Below are 22,044 nucleotides of genomic sequence, written 5' to 3'. Positions count from 1 at the left end.
TTTGCGGTGGGCGCTTTTTTATCGCCATAGGTCCTGAATTCATGTTTGAAGATCTTCTGAACACCCTGGGGCTGACTGCCTTCAGCTTGAAAGGGTTCGGCCCGCTGTTGCTGCAAGGTACGTGGATGACCATCAAGTTGTCGGTCGCTTCCCTGGCCGTCAGCGTCCTGCTGGGCCTGCTCGGTGCCAGTGCCAAATTGTCCAGCCTGCGCCTGCTGCGCATTCCCGCCCAGCTTTACACCACCCTGATTCGCGGCGTGCCCGACCTGGTGCTGATGCTGCTGATTTTCTACAGCCTGCAAATCTGGCTGACCGGTTTTACAGACTTCATGGAATGGGACTACATCGAGATCGACCCATTCAGCGCCGGGGTCATCACCCTGGGCTTTATCTACGGTGCGTACTTCACCGAGACGTTTCGCGGCGCGATCCTCGCCGTGCCCCGTGGCCAACTGGAAGCCGCGACCGCCTACGGGCTCAAGCGCGGGCAACGCTTTCGCTACGTGACCTTCCCGCAGATGATGCGTTTTGCCCTGCCGGGCATCGGCAATAACTGGATGGTGATGCTCAAGGCCACGGCGCTGGTGTCGATCATCGGCCTGGCCGACCTGGTCAAGGCCGCCCAGGATGCCGGCAAGAGCACGTATCAACTGTTCTATTTTCTGGTCATCGCCGCGTTGATCTACCTGCTGATCACCAGCGCGTCCAATTTCGTCCTGCGCCGGCTTGAACGGCGCTACTCGGCAGGCTCACGGGAGGCAGTGCGATGATCGAGCTCCTGCAGGAATACTGGCGTCCCTTCCTTTATAGCGACGGCCAGCACATCACCGGGCTGGCCATGACCCTATGGCTGCTGAGCGCGGCGCTGGTCATCGGGTTTATCGTGTCGATCCCGCTGTCCATCGCGCGGGTGTCGCCCAAACGCCGGGTGCGCTGGCCGGTGCAGTTCTACACCTATCTGTTTCGTGGCACGCCGCTCTATATCCAGTTGCTGATCTGCTACACCGGTATCTACAGCATCGCGGCGGTACGCGAGCAGCCGCTGCTGGGGGCGTTCTTTCGCGATGCGATGAACTGCACCATCCTCGCCTTCGCCCTCAACACCTGCGCGTACACCACCGAGATTTTCGCCGGCGCCATTCGCAGCATGGCCCACGGTGAAGTGGAGGCGGCCAAGGCCTATGGCCTAAGCGGCTGGAAGCTGTATGCCTATGTGATCATGCCGTCGGCCCTGCGCCGTTCGCTGCCTTACTACAGCAACGAAGTGATTTTGATGCTGCACTCGACCACCGTGGCGTTTACCGCAACCGTGCCGGACATTCTCAAAGTCGCACGGGACGCCAACTCGGCCACCTACATGACCTTTCAATCGTTCGGCATCGCCGCGCTGATCTATCTGACGGTGACCTTCGCCCTGGTCGGTCTGTTTCGACTGGCGGAGCGTCGCTGGCTGGCCTTCCTCGGGCCGAGCCGCTAAGGAGTGTTCATGCGTCATCAGGTACATGATCTGATCGCGCCGGTGCCCGGCACGGCGCGGCAGATTCACAGTTTTCACTTCGGCCCGGAACAGGCCGCCGGCAAAATCTACATCCAGTCGTCGCTGCACGCTGATGAGCTGCCGGGCATGCTGGTGGCCTGGCATCTGAAACAGCGCCTGGCCGAGCTGGCGGCAGCCGGGCGCCTGCGCAGCGAAATCGTGCTGGTGCCCATCGCCAATCCGGTCGGCCTGGAACAAGTGTTGATGGACACCCCGCTGGGACGCTACGAGCTGGAAAGCGGGCAGAACTTCAATCGCCATTTTGTCGACCTCAGTGCGCAGGTCGGCGACCAGGTGGAGGCACTGCTGGACGACGATCCCCGGCGCAATGTGGAGCGGGTGCGCACCGCGCTGTCAGGCGCCCTGGCCGAGCAAACCGCCGACACTCAGTTGCAGTCCCAACGTTTGGTGCTGCAACGCCTGGCCTGCGATGCCGACATGGTGCTGGACCTGCATTGCGACTTCGAAGCCGTGGCGCACCTGTACACCACGCCCGAGGCCTGGCCGCAGGTGGAGCCGTTGGCACGCTATATCGGCAGCGAAGCCAACCTGCTGGCCACCGACTCGGGCGGGCAGTCCTTCGACGAGTGTTTCACGCTGGTGTGGTGGCAGTTGCAGCAACGCTTCGGCGAGCGCTTCCCGCTGCCCATGGGCAGTTTTGCAGTCACCGTCGAGCTGCGCGGCCAGGGTGACGTCAACCATGGCCTGGCCAGCCTCGACTGCCAGGCGATCATCGACTACCTGATTCACTTCGGTGCAATTGCCGGCCAGGCGCCGCCGCTGCCCGACCTGCCCTACCCGGCCACCCCGCTGGCGGGCGTGGAGCCGGTGGCCACGCCAGTGGGCGGCTTGCTGGTGTACAGCGCCCTGCCGGGGGAATACCTGCACGCCGGGCAACGGATCGCCGAGATCATCGACCCCATTACCGACCGCGTAACGCCCGTGCACTGCCGGCACGCAGGCCTGCTTTACGCCCGTTCGCTGCGCCGCATGGCCACTGCCGGGATGGTTATCGGCCATGTCGCAGGCGCACAGGCCTACCGCAGCGGCTATCTACTTTCGCCTTGAGGATGCACGCCCCATGTACAAACTGACCGTTGAAGGCCTGCATAAAAGCTATGGCGACAATCAAGTGCTCAAAGGCGTCACGCTCAAGGCCAATACCGGTGACGTGATCAGCCTGATCGGCGCCAGCGGCTCGGGCAAGAGCACGTTTTTGCGCTGCATCAACTTTCTGGAAACCCCCGACGACGGCGCCATGACCCTGGATGGCAAGGCGATCCGCATGGTCAGTGACCGCCACGGCATGCGCGTGGCCGACGACGCCGAGTTGCAGCGCCTGCGCACGCGGCTGGCGATGGTGTTTCAGCACTTCAACCTGTGGAGCCACATGAGCGTGCTGGAAAACATCACCATGGCCCCGCGCCGGGTGCTGGGTTGCAGCAAAAAGGACGCCGAAGAGCGTGCCCGCCGCTACCTGGACAAGGTCGGCCTGCCGGCGCGGGTGGCCGATCAATACCCGGCCTTCCTCTCCGGCGGCCAGCAACAGCGAGTGGCCATCGCCCGCGCCCTGGCCATGGAACCGGAAGTGATGCTGTTCGACGAACCCACCTCGGCCCTCGACCCCGAACTGGTGGGCGAAGTGCTCAAGGTGATCCAGGGCCTGGCCGAGGAAGGCCGCACCATGATCATGGTGACTCACGAAATGAGTTTTGCGCGCAAGGTATCGAGCCAGGTGCTGTTCCTGCATCAGGGACGAGTGGAAGAGGAAGGCACGCCGGACGCGGTGCTGGGCAATCCGCAGAGCGAGCGTCTGCAGCAATTTTTGAGTGGCAACTTGAAGTAAACCTTTATGCCGCGCGAAGGGTCTGTGGAATAGACCCTTCAGGACGTCAGCTGCCGCATGGCAAAACCCCACGACTTCGCCAGGCAATGGTTCGCCGCCAAGGGTTGGAAGCCCTTCGCGTTTCAGAAAGACGTGTGGGCGGCGGTCAAGCAGGGCCGGTCCGGCCTGTTGCACGCCAGCACTGGAGCCGGCAAGACCTACGCCTTGTGGTTTGCCGCGCTCAACCGCCTGGCCATCACCCGTCCGCCGGCCACCGGTAAACGCAAGCCGCCGGCCGAACCATTGAGCGTGCTGTGGATCACCCCCATGCGTGCGCTGGCCGCCGACACCGCCCGCGCCCTCGAAGCACCGCTTGCTGACTTGCAGATTCCCTGGAGCGTCGGCCTGCGCACCGGCGATACCAGCAACAGCGAACGTGCCCGCCAGACCCGCCGCCAGCCCACTGCGCTGGTCACCACCCCGGAAAGCCTGACCCTGATGCTCGCCCGCGCCGACAGCGAGGCCAGCCTGGGACACTTGCGCATGGTGATCGTGGATGAATGGCATGAATTGATCGGCAACAAGCGCGGCGTGCAGCTGCAATTGGCGTTGGCCCGCTTGCGGCGCTGGCACCCTGAATTGATGGTGTGGGGCATTTCCGCGACCCTGGGCAATCAGGCCCACGCGCTGGAGGTTTTGGTCCCACAGGGCGATGGGATCAATGTGCAGGGGCAGACTGCCAAGCAATTGATCATTGACACGCTGTTGCCGCCCGTCACCGAACGTTTCCCATGGGCCGGGCATATTGGCTTGAAAATGCTGCCGCAAGTGGTGGCCGAAGTGGACTCGAGCAGCAGTTGCCTGGTGTTCACCAATACCCGTGCGCAATCGGAGATCTGGTACCAGGCCTTGCTGGACGCGCGGCCGGACTGGGCCGGTTTGATCGCCCTGCACCACGGCTCACTGTCGCGGGAAACCCGTGACTGGGTGGAGCGCGCCTTGAAAGACGGGCAGCTCAAGGCCGTGGTGTGTACGTCGAGCCTGGACCTGGGCGTGGACTTTTTACCGGTGGAGCGCGTGCTGCAGATCGGCTCGGCCAAAGGCGTGGCGCGCCTGATGCAACGCGCCGGGCGCTCCGGCCATGCGCCGGGGCGGCCGTCACGGGTGACGCTGGTACCGACCCATATCCTGGAGCTGGTCGAGGCCGCGGCGGCGCAGGATGCAATCGCCGAACGGCGCATCGAGGCGCGGGAATCGCCCCACAAGCCATTGGATGTACTCGTACAACACCTGGTGAGCATGGCCTTGGGCGGCGGCTTTACGCCAGATGCCTTGCTGGCGGAAGTTCGCGCTGCCTGGGCGTACCGCGAACTCACGGAGGAGGACTGGGCCTGGGCGCTGGGCTTTGTGCGCCACGGCGGCCTGTCGCTGACCGCCTACCCGGATTACCGCCGCGTGGAACCGGACGAACATGGCATCTGGCGCGTGCCCGATGCGCGCCTGGCGCGGCGTCATCGCATGAGCGTGGGCACTATCGTCAGCGATGCGAGTATCCATCTCAAATACTGGAGCAAGGGCGGCGGCGGCAAGAATCTGGGCAGTGTCGAGGAAGGTTTTATTGCGCGGCTCAAGCCGGGGGACGGGTTTCTGTTTGCCGGCCGCTTGCTGGAACTGGTGCGCGTGGAGAACATGACCGCCTACGTGCGCCGCAGCACCGCGAAAAAAGCCGCCGTGCCGCGCTGGAATGGCGGGCGCATGCCGCTTTCCAACGAGCTGGCGCAGGCGGTGGTCGAACGCTTTGACGCGGCGGCGCATGGGCGCTTCGACGGCCCGGAGATGCAAGCGGTGCAACCGTTGCTGCAAACGCAATTGCGCTGGTCGGGCCTGCCCACCCACGATCACCTGCTGGCCGAAGCGCTGAAGTCGCGCGAGGGCTGGCATCTGTTTCTCTACCCTTTCGCCGGCCGTCAGGTGCACCTGGGACTGGCAAGCCTGCTGGCATGGCGGGTCAGCCAGCAACAGCCGGTGACGTTTTCGATTGCGGTGAACGATTACGGGCTGGAGCTGCTGAGCGCCACCGAGGTGCACTGGCCACGTCTATTGAACGAGGCCCTGCTGAGCCCGGAGCATCTGCTGGCGGACGTCGCCGCAAGCCTGAATGCAGGGGAACTGGCGCTGCGCCGCTTTCGCGAGATCGCGCGGATTGCCGGGCTGGTGTTTGCCGGATACCCGGGAGCGCCGAAGAGTACCCGGCAGGTGCAGGCCTCCAGCGGTTTGTTTTTCGAGGTGTTCAAGCAATACGATCCGCACAACCTGCTGCTGACCCAGGCCGGGGAAGAAGTCCTGCGTGATGAGTTGGATATTCGACGGCTGGAAGAGACGTTGCTGCATCTGTCGTCGCTCAAACGCGACCTGCATATGATTGAGCGGCCTACCCCGCTCGCCTTTCCGCTGCTGGTGGAACGGATGCGCGAGAGCATGAGTTCGGAAAAACTGTCGGAGCGCATTGCGCGGATGGTCAAGGACCTGGAAAAAGTCGCGGATAACGGGAAACGTTGATGTATTGCTCAGTCACGCTTGAGGGGGAAGAACTCTGGCTGCTGGCGGACAAGGCCGTGTACTGGCCCGCCCGCCGTACACTGCTGATTGCCGACGCGCATTTTGGCAAGGCATCGGCCTACCGCAGCCTCGGGCAACCGGTGCCGCAAGGGACCACCACGGCCAATCTGCACAGGCTTGACCGTGTGCTAAGCGGGTTTGCCTGCGAACAGGTGATCTTTCTGGGTGATTTTCTGCATGGCCCCGGCTCCCACGCCAGCGGAACACTGGGCACCTTAAGGGCCTGGCGTGATCGCACGCCTGATCTGGCCATGACGCTGATTCGCGGCAATCACGATAAACGTGCAGGCGATCCACCTGCAGATCTACGTATTGAGGTGGTCACCGAACCGCTTCTGATGGGCCCCTTCGCTCTGCAACACGAACCGGACGCCCATCCCAGCCACCACGTGCTGGCGGGGCATGTGCATCCGGTGTATCGATTGCGCGGCAAGGGCCGGCAAAGCCTGCGCCTGCCGTGCTTTCTGATAGGCACGCAGGTCAGCCTTCTGCCGGCCTTCGGCGCATTTACTGGCGGCTATGCGGTTGAGCAGGACGTTGATCGCCGACTGTTTGTGATCGGCGATCACGAGGTATGGCCCGTTCAGTGAGGCACTGACTGGCCGCGCATCTATCAGGCGACCGGTGCGGGCGGTGGCTCATCCGGGAGGACAGGCTCGCCTGGCTCGGTCGGCTGGGGATAATCCGGTTCAGGTTGGCCGGGAATGCCACCCGCGTGAGCAGGGTTGGCCATCAGGGACCAGGCTAAAACACCAATCTGGTTGGGTTCAAGCCGGGCAAGTTCAGCGCTGATTCGCGGGTCAATCTTCATAAGGTACTCCTCAAGCGTGGCTCGGCGCGCTTTACACGCACCGAGGCAGTACACCCAATAGAGTCACTTCTTGCAGACTAATTCCCTTAACGTGTAAGACCTTTCGATCAAGCGCGTGGGAGAGTGACGCCACGCTGGCCCTGGTACTTGCCGCCACGGTCCTTGTAGGACACTTCACAGGCCTCATCGGACTGCAGGAACAGCATCTGCGCGACACCTTCATTTGCGTAGATTTTCGCCGGCAGCGTGGTGGTGTTGGAGAACTCCAGGGTCACATGGCCTTCCCACTCCGGCTCAAGCGGCGTCACGTTGACGATAATGCCGCAACGCGCGTAGGTGCTTTTGCCCAGGCAGATGGTCAACACATCGCGGGGGATACGGAAGAACTCCACGGTACGCGCCAGCGCGAAAGAGTTGGGCGGGATGATGCACACGTCGCTCTTGATATCGACGAAGCTCTTTTCGTCGAAGTTCTTTGGGTCGACAGTGGCCGAATTGATGTTGGTGAACACCTTGAATTCGTCGGCGCAACGCACGTCGTAGCCGTAGCTGGAAACACCGTACGAGATCACGCGGTCATTGCCTTCGCCACGGATCTGGCGCTCGACGAAGGGTTCGATCATGCCGTGCTCTTGCGCCATGCGGCGAATCCACTTGTCCGATTTGATGCTCATGGCGGGTGTCCTGAATAGCGAGGTAGAAAAAAGGCTGTGGGGCATCTTACCGGGGCCGGCGATGGGGTTCAAAGGGCGCGGGGCATTTCTTCGCGGCTGCGCGCGTGGCTGCAGGCCACAGCCAGCGGGGGCGGGCTCTGACTGCCGCAAGAGCGCGCTGTAAATACCGCCGCCAGTCACGAATTTATAGAAACCTGTGGAAATACCATTGGCACGTCCCGGAAAAACAGTTAAGGTGGCGTCACTGTGTTGCTTGTGTCACTGAGAATCTCTACACGATATGTTGAATTTCGATCCAACCATCTCCAAGAATTTTTCCTGCTCTTTGCACTCAGTCTCGGCCAGGGCTTTTCCTGAGTCGCAGTTAACTTTGTTCAAGGAGTTACACCATGTCTAATCGCCAAACTGGTACCGTTAAGTGGTTCAACGATGAAAAAGGCTTCGGCTTCATCACTCCACAATCCGGTGACGACCTGTTCGTTCACTTCAAAGCTATCCAATCCGACGGCTTCAAAAGCCTGAAAGAAGGCCAACAGGTTTCTTTTATCGCTACCCGCGGTCAGAAAGGCATGCAAGCTGAAGAAGTTCAAGTTATCTAACTTGTACTGACTCAGTCGAAAAGACCCCGCCCTTAAAAGCGGGGTTTTTTTATGCCCGGAATTTGGCCTTCGCCATGGAATGCCGCGCACAAAAAAATGTGGGAGGGGGCTTGCTCCCGATAGCGGTGGCACAGTCGCTACAATCGGTGACTGTTTCACTGCAATCGGGAGCAAGCTCCCTCCCACATTTTGTACTGCGTTACTACTGGAACAACGACTCGCTCGACAAGCCATTCTTCTCCAGGATCTCGCGCAAGCGCTTGAGACCCTCCACCTGGATCTGCCGCACCCGCTCACGCGTCAGGCCGATCTCCAGGCCTACGTCTTCCAGGGTGCTGCTCTCATGGCCACGCAGGCCAAAGCGGCGAATCACCACCTCGCGCTGCTTGTCCGTAAGCTCGGACAGCCACTGGTCAATGCTTTGCGAAAGGTCATCATCCTGCAACAGCTCGCAGGGGTCTGTCGGACGATCATCGGTCAGGGTGTCCAGCAGAGTTTTATCCGAGTCCGGCCCCAGCGAGACATCGACCGAAGACACCCGCTCGTTAAGGCCCAGCATGCGCTTGACCTCCGCGACTGGCTTCTCCAGCAGGTTGGCGATTTCTTCGGGCGAAGGTTCATGATCGAGTTTTTGTGTCAGCTCACGTGCCGCCCGCAGGTAGACGTTGAGCTCTTTGACCACATGGATCGGCAGACGGATTGTACGGGTCTGATTCATGATCGCCCGTTCGATGGTCTGGCGGATCCACCAGGTGGCATAGGTGGAAAACCGAAAGCCCCGCTCAGGGTCGAACTTTTCCACCGCGCGAATCAGGCCGAGGTTGCCCTCCTCGATCAGGTCCAGCAAGGACAGCCCACGATTGACGTAACGTCGGGCGATTTTCACCACCAGCCGCAGGTTGCTTTCAATCATGCGTTTGCGCCCGGCCGGATCACCCTTTTGCGACAACCGCGCAAAATGGACTTCTTCTTCGGGGGTCAACAGAGGGGAAAAACCGATTTCATTGAGGTACAGCTGCGTCGCATCAAGCGCCCGCGTGTAGTCAATGTATTTGTGTTGCTTTAATGCGGAAGCGTTCTTGGATTTGGTACGAACTGAAGGTGTTGCAGGTCCCTCATTCGACATCGATTCCATAGCGATATCGGTCTCCATAAGGAGAACCTCATCGTCGATGTCCAACTCCGGCGCTTCTTTACTGAGAGCCATTGTTATAGTCCTTTGGTGAGTTCGACCTCAAGCTCAAGCGGCGCCTTTATCCTTGGCAACGCTGGAGCCTGTTCCTTCTACGTGAGGGAACAGGCTGGTAACACATCAACGACGGGGTAGGAATTGCAGCGGATCGACGGGCTTCCCTTGACGGCGAATCTCAAAATGCAGTTTCACCCGGTCTGTCCCCGTTGACCCCATTTCAGCAATCGTCTGTCCGACCTTGACCTGCTGCCCCTCCCGAACCAACAGCCTGCGGTTGTGACCGTAAGCACTGACGTAGGTGTCACTGTGCTTGATGATGACCAGCTCGCCGTAGCCCCGTAAACCACTCCCGGCGTAAACCACTGTCCCATCAGACGCAGCTAAAACAGGCTGTCCCAAATCCCCGGCGATATCAATGCCTTTATTCAAACTGCCGTTTGAAGAGAATTTTCCAATTAACACGCCGTTTGAAGGCCATCCCCAGCCCTTCGGCGCAGGGCCCGCAGGGGGCAGCGGCGCGGGTGCGGGCCTGTTTGCGACAGTCGGTGCCGCGGTGCCGGCAGGCCGAGTGGTAATAGTGGTCTTGCTTGAGGAGGATGACGAAGAGCCGCTGCTTGTCACCACGGACACGGGCGCGGAACCGCTACGGCCGTCGAAGCGAATCGTCTGTCCCGGATGGATGGTATAGGGCACGGGAATATTGTTGCGAGCTGCGAGTGCCTTGTAGTCCCAACCATAACGAAAGGCGATCGAGAACATCGTATCGCCCTTGCGCACCACATATTGCCCGGTGGTGACCGTAGGTTTCTGCGGCACCGCCTTGGTACGGTCAACGACCCGTGCGCCGCCGCTTGGCGTGCTGGAGCAGGCTGCCAGTAACGAACTCAAGACAAGGCCAAGCACCAGTCGCTGAAAGCTAGTTTTACTCATACGCTGCGCAAGACCTGTGAGACTCACCCGCCGCTCCCTTTGATGGTGGCTGAACATGAATGCCTGTATCAGGCTTGAAAGATGCCGCAAGTATAACTGGGCATTGGCTTTTTACCGGTACACGGCGCAAACGAAAGACTCATCGTGTTGACCACCAACGCTTGATCATCGTGATTCGATAGACCCCGCTGTAAGACACATCCCACGCAACGGAATTCACTGCCCGCCCATAAATGATCAGGCCAGCGGCCCATTGAGCAACGGCACGAAGCGTACCGCCCCAAGCACATGTCGGGAAAAGCCGTCGTCCTCACGGATAATCAGCATCAATTGCTGCACTTCACCAGCCCCCACCGGGATCACCAGGCGTCCACCGGGGGCCAGTTGATCAAGCAATGCCTGCGGGACATCCGTGGCCACAGCCGTAACGATAATGCCGTTATACGGCGCCAATGCTGGCCAGCCTTCCCAGCCATCGCCCCAGCGAAACACCACGTTGCGCAGGTTCAACTCAACCAGGCGCTCCTTGGCACGGTCCTGCAACACCTTGATGCGCTCCACCGAGAACACCCGCTCCACCAACTGCGACAGCACGGCAGTCTGGTAGCCCGAACCGGTGCCGATCTCCAGCACTTTGTCCAGTGGGCCCGCCGCCAGCAACAGCTCGCTCATGCGCGCAACCATGTAAGGCTGGGAAATGGTCTGGTTATGGCCGATCGGCAACGCGGTGTCTTCGTAGGCGCGATGCGCCAGGGCTTCATCGACAAACAGATGGCGAGGCGTGCGCCGAATCACTTCCAGCACCTGGGCGTTGGACAGGCCCTCTTCATACAGGCGCTGGATCAAACGCTCGCGGGTGCGCTGGGAGGTCATCCCGATGCCGCGACGCAGCAGGTCGTCCTGTTCACGAGCCATCAGCGCAGCCCCTCCAGCCAGCCATCGAGACGACTGAAGGCATCACTGAAGGTGCGATCAAATTGCAACGGGGTAATCGAAACATAACCTTGCATCACCGCATGAAAGTCCGTGCCTTCGCCACCGTCTTCGGCATCGCCGGCTGCGGCAATCCAGTAGCCTTCCTTGCCACGCGGATCAACCACCTTCAGCGGTGCCGCTGCGCGGGCCCGATGGCCCAGACGCGTGAGCCGGATACCGCGGATATGGTCGAGGGGCAAGTTGGGAATATTGACGTTGAGCACTGTGCGCGGCGGCAAATCGAGGGAAGCATGCGCCTCGACCAGCTTGCGCGCGAAATGGGCGGCCGTGGGCAGGTTGTCCAGCTGGCGCGACGCCAGAGAGAACGCGAACGAGGTTCGCCCGAGGAAACGCCCTTCAAGCGCCGCGCCGACAGTGCCGGAATACAGCACGTCGTCACCCAGGTTCGCGCCGAGGTTGATGCCCGACACGATCAGGTCCGGCTGCGGCTGCAGCAGGCTGTTGATCGCCAGGTGCACGCAATCGGTGGGCGTACCGTTCACGCTGATGAAACCATTGGCGAGGACGTGCGGGTGCAGCGGACGGTCAAGTGTCAGCGAACAGCTGGCACCACTTTTGTCCTGGTCGGGGGCAACCACCACGCACTCGGCGTAATCCGCCAGCGCAGCATGAAGCGCGGCGAGGCCGGGTGCGGTGGCACCGTCATCGTTTGATATCAGAATACGCATGGGCTGTCCGTCTGCCCCACCGGCACCAGATCAACAAGCTCGCGCACCAAGACAGTGGCGAAGCATCCGGCCGGCAGGACGAATTCCAATTGCAGAATGTCAGGCCGGGGATAATGCCACGTCAACCCGCCAATGGGCAGCCGCAGAATGCGACGTTCCTGGCTCATTCCGGCATTCACCAGCCAATCACGCAGCTCAGCTTCGCCGGCGGCGACAGATTGCTCCAGCGCAAAGGTAAGACCTTTCGCCGGAGAGTCGCCCTCGCCCCATTGTGGGCCGGTGGGGTGCAGGTCCAGGATCGCCAGGCGCGGGTCGTTGCATTCAGCCTCCCCCGCCGGGAAAAAACTGCGGCTGTCGGTAAATGCCAGCAGGTCGCCGACCTGTGCACGCTGCCAGGAACCGTCCGCCACGCGGGCGGCCAGCACTTTATTGAAGAGGAAACTGCGCGCAGTGGAGAGCAACCGCGAACGCACCGCGCGCTGCTCCGGCAAGGCTTTGCGCGCAGCCCATTCGCGGGCATCCACGACGTTGCCGCCGTTATGACCAAAGCGCTGCGTGCCGAAATAATTGGGAATACCGTGCCGGGCGATCAACTGCAGGCGCGCGTCGATGGCGGCGGTATCACCGGCCAGTTGCGTCAGGCGCAGGGTAAAGCCATTGGCCGAATGAGCACCGCGCTGCAATTTGCGCTTGTGGCGTTTCATTTCCAGGATTTTGAGGGTGTCGTCTTGCGCACCGCTCATGTCCGGGTCGGCCTTGCCGGGCAGCTGCACGCTGAACCATTGGCGGGTCAATGCCTGGCGATCCTTGAGCCCGGCGTAACTGACCGTGCGCAGCGGCACACCCGCCGCCTTGGCGATGCGCCGGGCCGCCTCTTCGGTATTAAGGCCGCGTTTTTCCACCCACAACCACAGGTGTTCGCCGTCGCCACTCAGCGGAATGTCCAGCACCTCATCGACCTGGAAGTCCTCGGCGGTCGCCTTCAGGACCGCGCTGCCCAGCGCCTCGCCATAAGCCCGCGGGCCCAGCAATTGCAGTTCATTCATGCGCGCAGCAACAAGGCGACAGAGTGCACCGCAATGCCCTCTTCACGACCGGTAAACCCGAGCTTTTCGGTGGTGGTGGCTTTCACGTTCACTTGATCCAGTTCTATTTGCAGGTCGGCGGCGATCAGCGCGCGCATCGATTCGATATAGGGCGCCATTTTCGGTGCCTGGGCCACGATAGTGTTATCGACGTTGCCGACCTTCCAGCCCCTGGCGTGGATGAGTCCGACCACATGGCGCAGCAACACACGACTGTCCGCGCCCTTGAACGTCGGGTCGGTATCCGGAAAGTGCTTGCCGATATCGCCCAGTGCCGCCGCGCCGAGCAAGGCATCGCTCAAGGCATGCAATACAACATCGCCGTCGGAATGGGCCAGCAACCCGTGGTGATGTGCAATGCGCACGCCGCCCAGGGTGATGAACTCGCCTTCGGCGAAACGGTGCACATCGTAGCCGTGGCCAATACGCATAAAAAAACGCCCCGATTTAATTCAGGGCGTGATTCTACCTACTTTTGCCGCAGATTAACCGAGCAAAGCGCGTCCGTGATGGCGCAAATGATCTTCGATGAAACTGGCAATAAAGAAGTAGCTGTGGTCGTAACCCGGTTGCAGGCGCAGTTGCAGCGGATGGTTGGCCGCCCTGGCCGCCTGCTGCAGGGCTTCGGGCTTGAGCTGCTCGGCGAGGAAATCGTCGCGATCACCCTGGTCCACCAACAACGGCAGCTTTTCCGAGGCCTCGCTGATCAGCACGCAAGCATCCCACTCGCGCCACTTGGCGCGCTCTTCGCCCAGGTAACGGGAGAAGGCTTTCTGGCCCCAGGGGCAATCCATCGGGTTGTTGATCGGCGAAAACGCCGACACCGACAGGTAGCGACCGGGATTGCGCAGTGCACACACCAACGCCCCGTGGCCGCCCATGGAGTGGCCGCTGATGCCGCGTTTGTCCGAAGCCGGGAAATGCGCTTCAACCAACGCCGGCAACTCCTGCACCACGTAGTCATGCATCCGGTAATGCGTGGCCCAGGGTTGCTGGGTGGCATTCAGGTAGAAACCGGCGCCCAGGCCGAAATCCCAGGCATTCTCCGGGTCGTCCGGCACACCCGGCCCACGCGGGCTGGTGTCGGGCGCCACGATGATCAAGCCCAGCTCGGCAGCCATGCGCTGGGCGCCGGCCTTCTGCATGAAGTTCTCGTCGGTGCAGGTCAGGCCGGACAGCCAGTACAGCACCGGCAGCTTGCCACCCTGCTCCGCCTGTGGCGGCAGGTAGACGGCGAAAGTCATGTCGCAATCGAGCACAGCCGAATGATGCTTGTAGCGTTTATGCCAGCCGCCGAAGCTTTTCTGGCAGGACAGGTTTTCCAGACTCATGGGCGTTCTCCCAACTGCAAGCCGCAAGTCTCAAGCGGCAAGCAGGCGTACACCCACTTGCAGCTTGTAGCTTGTAGCTTGCCGCTGCTTCAAAAATGAATGACGGTACGAATGCTCTTGCCTTCATGCATCAGGTCAAACGCTTTGTTGATGTCTTCCAGGCCCATGGTATGGGTGATGAAGGTGTCCAGCGGGATTTCGCCGGTCTGGGCCATTTCCACATAGCTTGGCAATTCGCTGCGCCCGCGCACGCCGCCGAACGCCGAACCGCGCCAGACGCGACCGGTCACCAGTTGGAAGGGGCGCGTGGCGATTTCCTGGCCCGCACCCGCTACACCGATGATCACCGACTCGCCCCAGCCTTTGTGGCAGCACTCGAGGGCAGCGCGCATCAGCTGTACGTTGCCGATGCACTCGAAAGAGAAGTCCACGCCGCCATCGGTCAAGTCGACAATCACGTCCTGGATCGGGCGATCATAGTCCTTCGGATTGACGCACTCGGTGGCACCCAGTTGCTTGGCGATTTCGAACTTGGCCGGGTTGATGTCAATGGCAATGATGCGCCCGGCCTTGGCCTTGGCCGCGCCAATGACTGCCGACAAGCCAATGCCGCCCAGGCCGAAAATGGCCACGGTATCGCCTGGCTTGACCTTGGCGGTGTTGAGCACGGCACCGATGCCGGTGGTGACGCCGCAGCCCAGCAGGCAGACTTTTTCCAGCGGCGCTTCTTTAGGAATTTTCGCGACGGAGATTTCCGGCAGCACGGTGTACTCGGAAAAAGTCGACGTGCCCATGTAGTGGAAAATCTGCTGACCCTTGTAGGAAAAACGTGTGGTGCCGTCGGGCATCAGGCCTTTGCCCTGAGTGGAGCGGATGGCCTGGCACAGGTTGGTCTTGCCCGACTTGCAGAATTTGCACTGGCCGCATTCCGGTGTGTACAGCGGGATCACGTGATCGCCCACGGCCACCGACGTCACGCCTTCGCCGATTGCTTCAACCACCGCACCGCCTTCATGGCCGAGGATCGACGGGAAGATGCCTTCCGGGTCGGCGCCCGACAAGGTGTAGGCGTCGGTGTGGCACACGCCGGAGGCGACCACCCGCAACAGCACTTCACCCGCCTTGGGCATGGCTACATCCACTTCAACGATCTCCAGGGGCTTGTTGGCTTCGAAGGCTACGGCGGCGCGGGACTTGATCATCCGGGTTTCTCCAGGGAATTTAAAACTGAGACGGTGAGTGTAAATCAGCGCCCTTTGATTAATAATCCGGACAAAAGCAAAACTTTATTGCTGTACAGGGATAATCAAATGCTGGAGAACCGCTGGGAAGGCATCGATGAGTTCGTGGCGGTGGCCGAGTGCAGCCAGTTCACGGCGGCGGCCGAGCGGCTGGGGGTGTCCTCGTCCCATATCAGCCGGCAAGTGGCGCGCCTGGAAGAGCGCCTGCAAACGCGGTTGCTGTACCGCAGTACGCGCAAGGTGACGCTGACTGAAGCCGGCCAGACCTTCCTGCAGCATTGCCAGCGCCTGCAGGACGGCCGCGAGGAAGCCCTGCGCGCGGTCGGCGATCTGGCCAGCGAACCCAAGGGCATGCTGCGCATGACCTGCGCCGTGGCCTACGGCGAGCGGTTTATCGTGCCGCTGGTGACGCGCTTCATGGCGCTGTATCCGCAGTTACGCGTGGATATCGAACTGAGCAACCGGCAGTTGGACCTGGTACATGAAGGCCTGGACCTGGCGATCCGCCTTGGCCGCTTGCAGGACTCGCGGATGGTCGCCAGCCGCCTGGCGCCACGGCGTATGTATGTGTGCGCGTCGCCGTCCTACCTCGCGCGGTATGGTCGGCCACACAGCTTGTCGGAGTTGAGTCGGCATAACTGCCTGATCGGCAGTTCGGATATCTGGCAACTGGCCCAGGACGGGCGCGAATTTTCCCAACGGGTCCAGGGAAACTGGCGCTGCAACAGTGGGCAGGCGGTGCTGGACGCAGCGTTGCAGGGCGTTGGGTTGTGCCAGTTGCCGGATTACTACGTGCTGGAGCACTTGCACAGTGGCGCGCTGGTGTCGCTGCTTGAGGCGCATCAGCCGCCGAATACGGCGGTGTGGGGGCTGTATCCGCAGCAGCGGCATTTGTCGCCCAAGGTGCGCAAGCTGGTGGATTTTTTGAAGGAGGGGTTGGCGGGGAGGCCGGAGTACAGCCAGTGAGTCTGCGTTGACTACACCGGCCTCATCGCAGGCAAGCCAGCGCTTATCAAACACAAAATAACGTATTGATTTTAAAGCTGAAGTTTCAGGCAGCCACACGCCTGTGGCGAGCGGGCTTGCCCCGCGTTGGGGTGCGAAGCGCCCCCAATCAAGCAAAACGCGGTGTACCTGATACGGCTCAGCGCCTGGTTTTGGGGCTGCTGCGCAGCCCAACGCAGGACAAGCCTGCTCGCCACAGGGAATCTGCGCTTAACTGAACGGCATTGGGGCTTGCCACAGAGGCCCCAGGTTGCTGCGCGACAGCGCTAAGTCGAAGACGTGGCGGAGCCTCCCACAGTTGACCGAGGTGTCTGCAATGACTGCGATCAAGTGTGGAAGCTGGCTTGCCTGCGATGAAGGCGCCTCGGTTTAACTGACTATCTACGATTGGCCCACCGCAACCTGAGCCACTCCAGATCTTCGGGCCGAGTCACCTTGATATTGTCCGAACGCCCCTCAATCAATCGCGGCGCCTGCCCTGACCATTCCATGGCCGAGGCTTCATCGGTAATCACCGCATCCGCCACCAGACTGTCAGCCAGGGCACGATGCAAAGCGCCCAGGCGGAACATCTGCGGTGTGTACGCCTGCCAGATCAGGCTGCGATCAACGGTTTCAACCACACGGCCGCGCTTGTCTGCACGCTTGAGCGTGTCGCGCGCCGGCACCGCCAGCAGGCCGCCCACCGGGTCGTCCGCCAGTTCGGCCAATAGCGTGTCGAGGTCGTCGCGGCTCAAATTCGGCCTTGCCGCATCGTGCACCAGCACCCAATCCTCATCGCCGGCCCCCAGGGCATTGAGCTGCAGCAACGCGTTGAGCACCGAGCCCGAGCGCTCCGAGCCGCCGTCCGCACGTTGAATACGCGGGTCGGCAGCACAGGCCAGGCCAGGCCAGTAAGGATCATCAGGAGCAAGACTGACCACCAGGCCCTTGAGCATCGGGTGATCGAGAAAACAGCCGAGGCTGTGTTCGAGAATAGTGCGTCCGCCCAGTTGCAAGTATTGCTTGGGACGGTCCGCAGCCATACGGGCACCAACGCCCGCGGCGGGAATCACGGCCCAGAAGGCCGGCAAACGCTGAGTCATTGGGCCAACTGGTAGAGGGTCTCGCCCTCCTTGACCATGCCCAATTCATGACGAGCCCGTTCTTCAACGGTCTCCGTGCCTTTTTTCAACTCAAGCACTTCGGCATCGAGGACGCGATTGCGCTCCAGCAGGATTTCGTTTTCGGCGTGCTGTGCAGCAATTTGCTCAGTCAGGTCTTTTACCTGCGCAAAGCTGCCATTACCCACCCATAGGCGGTACTGCAGGCCAGCCAGCAACAAGAGCAAGACGAGGAACAACCAATTGGGACTGCGCATCGAATATCGGGTATCCAGTGAAAAAAGACCGCCATGCAAAACTTTTGCAGCAACTGACAGCACGAAGCCTGGAAAAACCAGGCTTGTGCTAGATGGCCAACAGATTAACGTCGAAATTCACTTTGTCGTGAGTTTTCCGACGCAGTCCGTCGACTTTTTTACATTTTTAACCGGTTAACGGTCAGCCGCGAAACTCGCCACGACCGTTGTACTTGGCTTTACCCGCCAGTTGCTCTTCGATACGCAGCAATTGGTTGTACTTGGAAACACGGTCGGAACGGCACAGGGAGCCGGTCTTGATCTGGCCTGCCGAGGTGCCCACTGCCAGGTCGGCAATGGTCGAATCTTCGGTTTCGCCGGAGCGATGGGAGATCACGGCGGTGTAGCCCGCAGCCTTGGCCATCTGGATGGCTTCCAGGGTTTCGGTCAGGGTGCCGATCTGGTTGAACTTGATCAGGATCGAGTTGGCGATCTTCTTGTCGATGCCCTCTTTCAGGATCTTGGTGTTGGTCACGAACAAATCGTCGCCCACCAGTTGGACTTTCTCGCCGATCTTGTCGGTGAGGATCTTCCAGCCGTCCCAGTCGGACTCGTCCAGGCCGTCTTCGATCGAGATGATCGGGTAGCGCTGGGTCAGGCCCTTGAGGTATTCAGCAAAACCTTCGGAGTTGAACACCTGGCCTTCACCGGACAGGTTGTACTTGCCGTCTTCATAGAATTCGCTGGCGGCGCAGTCCAGGGCCAGGGTCACGTCGGTGCCCAGGGTGTAGCCGGCGTTGGCCACGGCTTCGGAGATCACTTTGAGTGCATCTTCGTTGGACGCCAGGTTCGGCGCGAAACCACCTTCGTCACCCACTGCGGTGCTCAGGCCACGGGCTTTGAGCACAGCCTTGAGGTGGTGAAAAATTTCGGTGCCCATGCGCAGGCCTTCAGAGAAGGTCTTGGCGCCAACCGGCTGCACCATGAATTCCTGGATGTCGACGTTGTTATCGGCGTGCTCGCCACCGTTGATGATGTTCATCATCGGCACCGGCATGGAGTACACACCCGGCGTGCCGTTCAGGTTGGCGATGTGGGCGTACAACGGCAGGTCCTGGTCCTGGGCAGCAGCCTTGGCAGCGGCCAGGGATACAGCGAGGATGGCGTTGGCGCCCAGGCTGCCTTTGTTCTCGGTGCCGTCGAGCTGGATCATCGCGTGGTCCAGGGCTTTCTGGTCCAGCGGGTCCTTGCCCAGCAGCAGGTCACGGATCGGGCCATTGATGTTGGCTACCGCCTTGAGTACACCCTTGCCCAGGTAACGGCTCTTGTCGCCATCACGCAGTTCCAGCGCTTCGCGCGAACCGGTAGAAGCACCGGACGGCGCACAGGCGCTGCCGATGATGCCGTTATCGAGAAGCACGTCGGCTTCGACGGTGGGGTTGCCACGGGAGTCGAGAACTTCACGACCTTTGATGTCGACGATTTTTGCCATTGTTGTGAACACTCCAAAGTTGACGAAAACGACGCAGCTGAAGGAAATCTTTTGACCGACCGCAAGGGTGGAACAACAGGGCAGGCTTGCAGACGACAAGGCTCAAGCACGCATGCCTGAGCATAAAGCGTGGGAAAGTCTACCGGAGAAATGCCGCTTACGCGGTTTCTACCGTCGCAAATCCCTTGACCAGTTCGTCCAGTTGCTTGAGCTGAGCCAGGAACGGCTCCAGCTTGTCCAGGCGCAGGGCGCAGGGGCCGTCGCACTTGGCGTTGTCAGGGTCCGGATGGGCTTCCAGAAACAGGCCCGCCAGCGACTGGCTGATGCCCGCCTTCGCCAGGTCCAGCACCTGGGCACGGCGCCCACCGGCGGAATCGGCGCGACCGCCGGGCATTTGCAGCGCGTGGGTCACGTCGAAGAACACCGGGTATTCGAACTGTTTCATGATGCCGAAACCGAGCATGTCCACCACGAGGTTGTTGTAGCCGAAGCTCGAACCGCGCTCGCAGAGAATCAACTGGTCGTTACCTGCTTCGACGCATTTGTTCAGGATGTGTTTCATTTCCTGGGGCGCGAGGAACTGGGCTTTCTTGATATTGATCACGGCGCCGGTCCTGGCCATCGCCACCACCAGGTCGGTCTGGCGCGACAGGAAAGCCGGCAACTGGATGATGTCGCACACCTCGGCGACCACGGCGGCCTGTTCAGGCTCGTGGACGTCGGTGATGATCGGCACGCCGAAGGCTTGCTTGATGTCCTGGAAGATCCGCATGCCTTCTTCAAGGCCCGGGCCGCGATAGGAGGTCACGGACGAGCGGTTGGCCTTGTCGAAGCTGGCCTTGAACACGTAAGGGATACCCAGTTTCTGGGTAACCTTGACGTACTCTTCACAGACCTGCATCGCCATGTCGCGGCTTTCCAGCACGTTCATGCCGCCGAACAGCACCATGGGCTTGTCGTTGGCAATTTCGATATCGCCTACGCGAATGATCTTCTGGGCCATCAGGGTTACGCCTTCTTCTGATGTTGCGTCAGTGCGGCTTTGACGAAACCGCTGAACAATGGATGACCATCGCGCGGTGTCGAGGTGAACTCGGGGTGGAACTGGCATGCCACGAACCATGGATGATCCGGCGCCTCGACCACTTCGACCAGCTTGCCGTCACCGGAACGACCGGAGATTTTCAGGCCGGCCTCTTTGATCTGCGGCAGCAGGTTGTTGTTCACTTCGTAGCGGTGACGGTGACGTTCGACGATCACGTCCTTGCCGTAGCAGTCGTGAACCAGCGAACCCGGCTCCAGCAGGCAGTCCTGTGCGCCAAGGCGCATGGTGCCGCCCAGGTCGGAGGTTTCGGTACGGGTTTCAACGGCGCCGGTGGCGTCTTCCCACTCGGTGATCAAGCCTACGACCGGGTGGCCGCTGGTGTGATCGAACTCGGTGGAGTTGGCGTCTTTCCAGCCCAGCACGTTACGGGCGAACTCGATAACGGCCACTTGCATGCCCAGGCAGATACCCAGGTACGGCACTTTGTTTTCACGGGCGTATTGAACGGCAGTGATCTTGCCTTCCACGCCACGCAGGCCGAAACCACCGGGTACGAGGATCGCGTCAACACCTTCGAGCAACGCGGTGCCCTGGTTCTCGATGTCTTCGGAGTCGATGTAGCGCAGGTTGACCTTGGTACGGTTGCTGATACCGGCGTGGCTCATCGCTTCGATCAGCGACTTGTACGCGTCCAGCAGTTCCATGTACTTGCCGACCATGGCGATGGTGACTTCGTGCTCAGGGTTGAGCTTGGCGTCGACTACCGCTTCCCATTCGGAGAGGTCGGCGCTGCCGCACTGCAGGCCGAAGCGCTCGACGACAAAATCATCCAGGCCTTGCGCATGCAGGATGCCCGGGATCTTGTAGATGGTGTCGGCGTCTTCCAGGCCAATCACCGCACGTTCTTCAACGTTGGTGAATTGCGCGATCTTGCGACGCGAGGAGATGTCGATCGGGTGATCGGAGCGGCAGATCAGTACGTCCGGCTGCAGGCCGATGGAACGCAGTTCCTTGACGGAATGCTGGGTCGGCTTGGTTTTGGTCTCGCCGGCGGTGGCGATGTAAGGCACCAGGGTAAGGTGCATCAGCATCGCGCGCTTGGCGCCGATTTCGAAACGCAGCTGACGGATGGCTTCGAGGAACGGTTGGGATTCGATGTCACCTACGGTGCCACCAATCTCGACCATTGCCACGTCGGCATCGCCTGCACCCTTGATGATGCGGCGCTTGATTTCGTCGGTGATGTGCGGGATGACCTGAATGGTTGCACCCAGGTAATCACCACGGCGCTCTTTGCGCAGCACGTGCTCGTAAACGCGGCCGGTGGTGAAGTTGTTGTTCTGGGTCATGGTCGTGCGGATGAACCGCTCGTAGTGGCCCAGGTCCAGGTCGGTTTCGGCGCCGTCGTGAGTGACGAACACCTCACCGTGCTGGAACGGGCTCATGGTGCCCGGGTCGACGTTGATGTACGGGTCCAGCTTGAGCATGGTGACCTTAAGTCCCCGCGCCTCCAGGATGGCCGCCAATGAAGCGGAGGCAATGCCTTTCCCCAATGAAGAAACAACACCGCCCGTGACGAATATGTAGCGCGTCATGAAAAACCCTAGAAGTCTGCGTTAAAGCGGTCCGAGCCGCCGGGGAAAGCGAAGGAAGGC

23 protein-coding genes are annotated in these 22,044 nt (G+C 60.9%); 8 read left to right on the top strand and 15 right to left on the bottom strand.

Annotated elements, in window-relative coordinates:
- The first annotated feature begins 41 nt into the window (after window positions 1-41).
- Genes LUB09_RS05940 through pdeM form a run of 6 tightly spaced genes read left to right on the top strand, consistent with a single transcriptional unit; the run spans window position 42 to window position 6,571 of the window.
- A complete protein-coding gene (locus tag LUB09_RS05940) occupies window positions 42-770 on the top strand; it encodes an ABC transporter permease (RefSeq protein WP_231422001.1) in 729 nt (242 codons plus the stop codon).
- Complete coding sequence (locus tag LUB09_RS05935) at window positions 767-1,477, top strand: ABC transporter permease (RefSeq protein WP_057007810.1); 711 nt, start codon at window positions 767-769, stop codon at window positions 1,475-1,477. Before LUB09_RS05940 ends, LUB09_RS05935 begins: the two co-directional genes overlap by 4 nt.
- 9 nt (window positions 1,478-1,486) lie before the next feature.
- The gene (locus LUB09_RS05930; protein ID WP_231422000.1) at window positions 1,487-2,605 is read left to right on the top strand and encodes a succinylglutamate desuccinylase/aspartoacylase family protein; all 1,119 of its coding nucleotides are present in this window, start codon (window positions 1,487-1,489) and stop codon (window positions 2,603-2,605) included.
- Between the two features lie 13 nt (window positions 2,606-2,618).
- A complete protein-coding gene (locus LUB09_RS05925; RefSeq protein ID WP_209989600.1) occupies window positions 2,619-3,383 on the top strand; it encodes an ABC transporter ATP-binding protein in 765 nt (254 codons plus the stop codon).
- Between the two features lie 57 nt (window positions 3,384-3,440).
- Entirely contained in the window at window positions 3,441-5,921 is a 2,481-nt protein-coding gene (locus tag LUB09_RS05920) for a ligase-associated DNA damage response DEXH box helicase (protein ID WP_231421999.1), read from the top strand.
- Window positions 5,921-6,571 carry a ligase-associated DNA damage response endonuclease PdeM gene (pdeM, locus tag LUB09_RS05915; protein ID WP_231421998.1) on the top strand — a complete coding sequence of 217 codons (651 nt, stop codon included), beginning with the start codon at window positions 5,921-5,923 and terminating at the stop codon, window positions 6,569-6,571. Before LUB09_RS05920 ends, pdeM begins: the two co-directional genes overlap by 1 nt.
- A 23-nt stretch (window positions 6,572-6,594) precedes the next feature.
- Here the strand turns inward: pdeM and LUB09_RS05910 are convergent, their stop codons facing one another.
- Entirely contained in the window at window positions 6,595-6,792 is a 198-nt protein-coding gene (locus LUB09_RS05910) for a hypothetical protein (RefSeq protein ID WP_003231179.1), read from the bottom strand.
- Between the two features lie 107 nt (window positions 6,793-6,899).
- Window positions 6,900-7,466, bottom strand: coding sequence for a dCTP deaminase (gene dcd, locus LUB09_RS05905; RefSeq protein ID WP_003231181.1), 567 nt, complete (start codon window positions 7,464-7,466; stop codon window positions 6,900-6,902).
- A 389-nt stretch (window positions 7,467-7,855) separates the two neighbouring features.
- Between dcd and LUB09_RS05900 the strand changes: the two genes are divergently transcribed.
- Entirely contained in the window at window positions 7,856-8,065 is a 210-nt protein-coding gene (locus tag LUB09_RS05900) for a cold-shock protein (RefSeq protein ID WP_002554837.1), read from the top strand.
- A 202-nt stretch (window positions 8,066-8,267) separates the two neighbouring features.
- Here the strand turns inward: LUB09_RS05900 and rpoS are convergent, their stop codons facing one another.
- The 8 genes from rpoS to LUB09_RS05860 form a co-directional block, all read right to left on the bottom strand.
- Complete coding sequence (gene rpoS / locus LUB09_RS05895; protein ID WP_209989590.1) at window positions 8,268-9,272, bottom strand: RNA polymerase sigma factor RpoS; 1,005 nt, start codon at window positions 9,270-9,272, stop codon at window positions 8,268-8,270.
- 105 nt (window positions 9,273-9,377) lie between these two features.
- The gene (locus tag LUB09_RS05890) at window positions 9,378-10,214 is read right to left on the bottom strand and encodes a peptidoglycan DD-metalloendopeptidase family protein (protein WP_209989587.1); all 837 of its coding nucleotides are present in this window, start codon (window positions 10,212-10,214) and stop codon (window positions 9,378-9,380) included.
- 210 nt (window positions 10,215-10,424) lie between these two features.
- Window positions 10,425-11,060, bottom strand: a complete 636-nt coding sequence (locus LUB09_RS05885) for a protein-L-isoaspartate(D-aspartate) O-methyltransferase (protein ID WP_173670290.1) — start codon at window positions 11,058-11,060, stop codon at window positions 10,425-10,427.
- A 41-nt stretch (window positions 11,061-11,101) separates the two neighbouring features.
- The gene (gene surE / locus LUB09_RS05880; RefSeq protein WP_057007803.1) at window positions 11,102-11,851 is read right to left on the bottom strand and encodes a 5'/3'-nucleotidase SurE; all 750 of its coding nucleotides are present in this window, start codon (window positions 11,849-11,851) and stop codon (window positions 11,102-11,104) included.
- Complete coding sequence (truD, locus tag LUB09_RS05875) at window positions 11,839-12,897, bottom strand: tRNA pseudouridine(13) synthase TruD (RefSeq protein ID WP_231421997.1); 1,059 nt, start codon at window positions 12,895-12,897, stop codon at window positions 11,839-11,841. The genes surE and truD overlap by 13 nt, the downstream gene beginning before the upstream one ends.
- Window positions 12,894-13,367 carry a 2-C-methyl-D-erythritol 2,4-cyclodiphosphate synthase gene (ispF, locus tag LUB09_RS05870; protein WP_231421996.1) on the bottom strand — a complete coding sequence of 158 codons (474 nt, stop codon included), beginning with the start codon at window positions 13,365-13,367 and terminating at the stop codon, window positions 12,894-12,896. Before ispF ends, truD begins: the two co-directional genes overlap by 4 nt.
- 54 nt (window positions 13,368-13,421) lie before the next feature.
- The gene (gene fghA, locus LUB09_RS05865) at window positions 13,422-14,267 is read right to left on the bottom strand and encodes an S-formylglutathione hydrolase (RefSeq protein ID WP_209989577.1); all 846 of its coding nucleotides are present in this window, start codon (window positions 14,265-14,267) and stop codon (window positions 13,422-13,424) included.
- 89 nt (window positions 14,268-14,356) lie between these two features.
- Window positions 14,357-15,469, bottom strand: coding sequence for an S-(hydroxymethyl)glutathione dehydrogenase/class III alcohol dehydrogenase (locus LUB09_RS05860; protein WP_209989574.1), 1,113 nt, complete (start codon window positions 15,467-15,469; stop codon window positions 14,357-14,359).
- 108 nt (window positions 15,470-15,577) lie between these two features.
- On the opposite strand from LUB09_RS05860, the gene LUB09_RS05855 reads away from it, so the two are divergent.
- Entirely contained in the window at window positions 15,578-16,474 is an 897-nt protein-coding gene (locus LUB09_RS05855; protein WP_209989569.1) for a LysR substrate-binding domain-containing protein, read from the top strand.
- A 416-nt stretch (window positions 16,475-16,890) separates the two neighbouring features.
- On the opposite strand, the gene ispD is transcribed toward LUB09_RS05855, so the two are convergent.
- The 5 genes from ispD to LUB09_RS05830 all read right to left on the bottom strand — a co-directional run bounded on the left by ispD (window position 16,891) and on the right by LUB09_RS05830 (window position 21,984).
- The gene (gene ispD, locus LUB09_RS05850) at window positions 16,891-17,598 is read right to left on the bottom strand and encodes a 2-C-methyl-D-erythritol 4-phosphate cytidylyltransferase (RefSeq protein WP_209989565.1); all 708 of its coding nucleotides are present in this window, start codon (window positions 17,596-17,598) and stop codon (window positions 16,891-16,893) included.
- On the bottom strand, window positions 17,595-17,873 hold the full coding sequence (ftsB, locus tag LUB09_RS05845) for a cell division protein FtsB (RefSeq protein ID WP_003231201.1): 279 nt from the start codon (window positions 17,871-17,873) through the stop codon (window positions 17,595-17,597). The genes ispD and ftsB overlap by 4 nt, the downstream gene beginning before the upstream one ends.
- 181 nt (window positions 17,874-18,054) lie before the next feature.
- A complete protein-coding gene (eno, locus tag LUB09_RS05840) occupies window positions 18,055-19,344 on the bottom strand; it encodes a phosphopyruvate hydratase (RefSeq protein WP_057007796.1) in 1,290 nt (429 codons plus the stop codon).
- Between the two features lie 157 nt (window positions 19,345-19,501).
- Window positions 19,502-20,347 (bottom strand): 3-deoxy-8-phosphooctulonate synthase, encoded by an 846-nt coding sequence (gene kdsA / locus LUB09_RS05835; RefSeq protein ID WP_057007795.1) that lies wholly within the window; start codon window positions 20,345-20,347, stop codon window positions 19,502-19,504.
- Window positions 20,348-20,352: 5 nt separating this feature from the next.
- Window positions 20,353-21,984: a CTP synthase gene (locus LUB09_RS05830; RefSeq protein WP_056857526.1), complete on the bottom strand. Its 1,632-nt coding sequence runs from the start codon at window positions 21,982-21,984 to the stop codon at window positions 20,353-20,355.
- Between the last annotated feature and the right edge of the window lie 60 nt (window positions 21,985-22,044).

Source organism: Pseudomonas sp. Leaf59 (assembly GCF_920984685.1).
In the GTDB taxonomy this organism is placed as follows: Bacteria; Pseudomonadota; Gammaproteobacteria; order Pseudomonadales; family Pseudomonadaceae; genus Aquipseudomonas.
The sequence above is the reverse complement of the archived record's forward strand: the minus strand, read 5'-3'. Positions and strand labels throughout refer to the sequence as shown.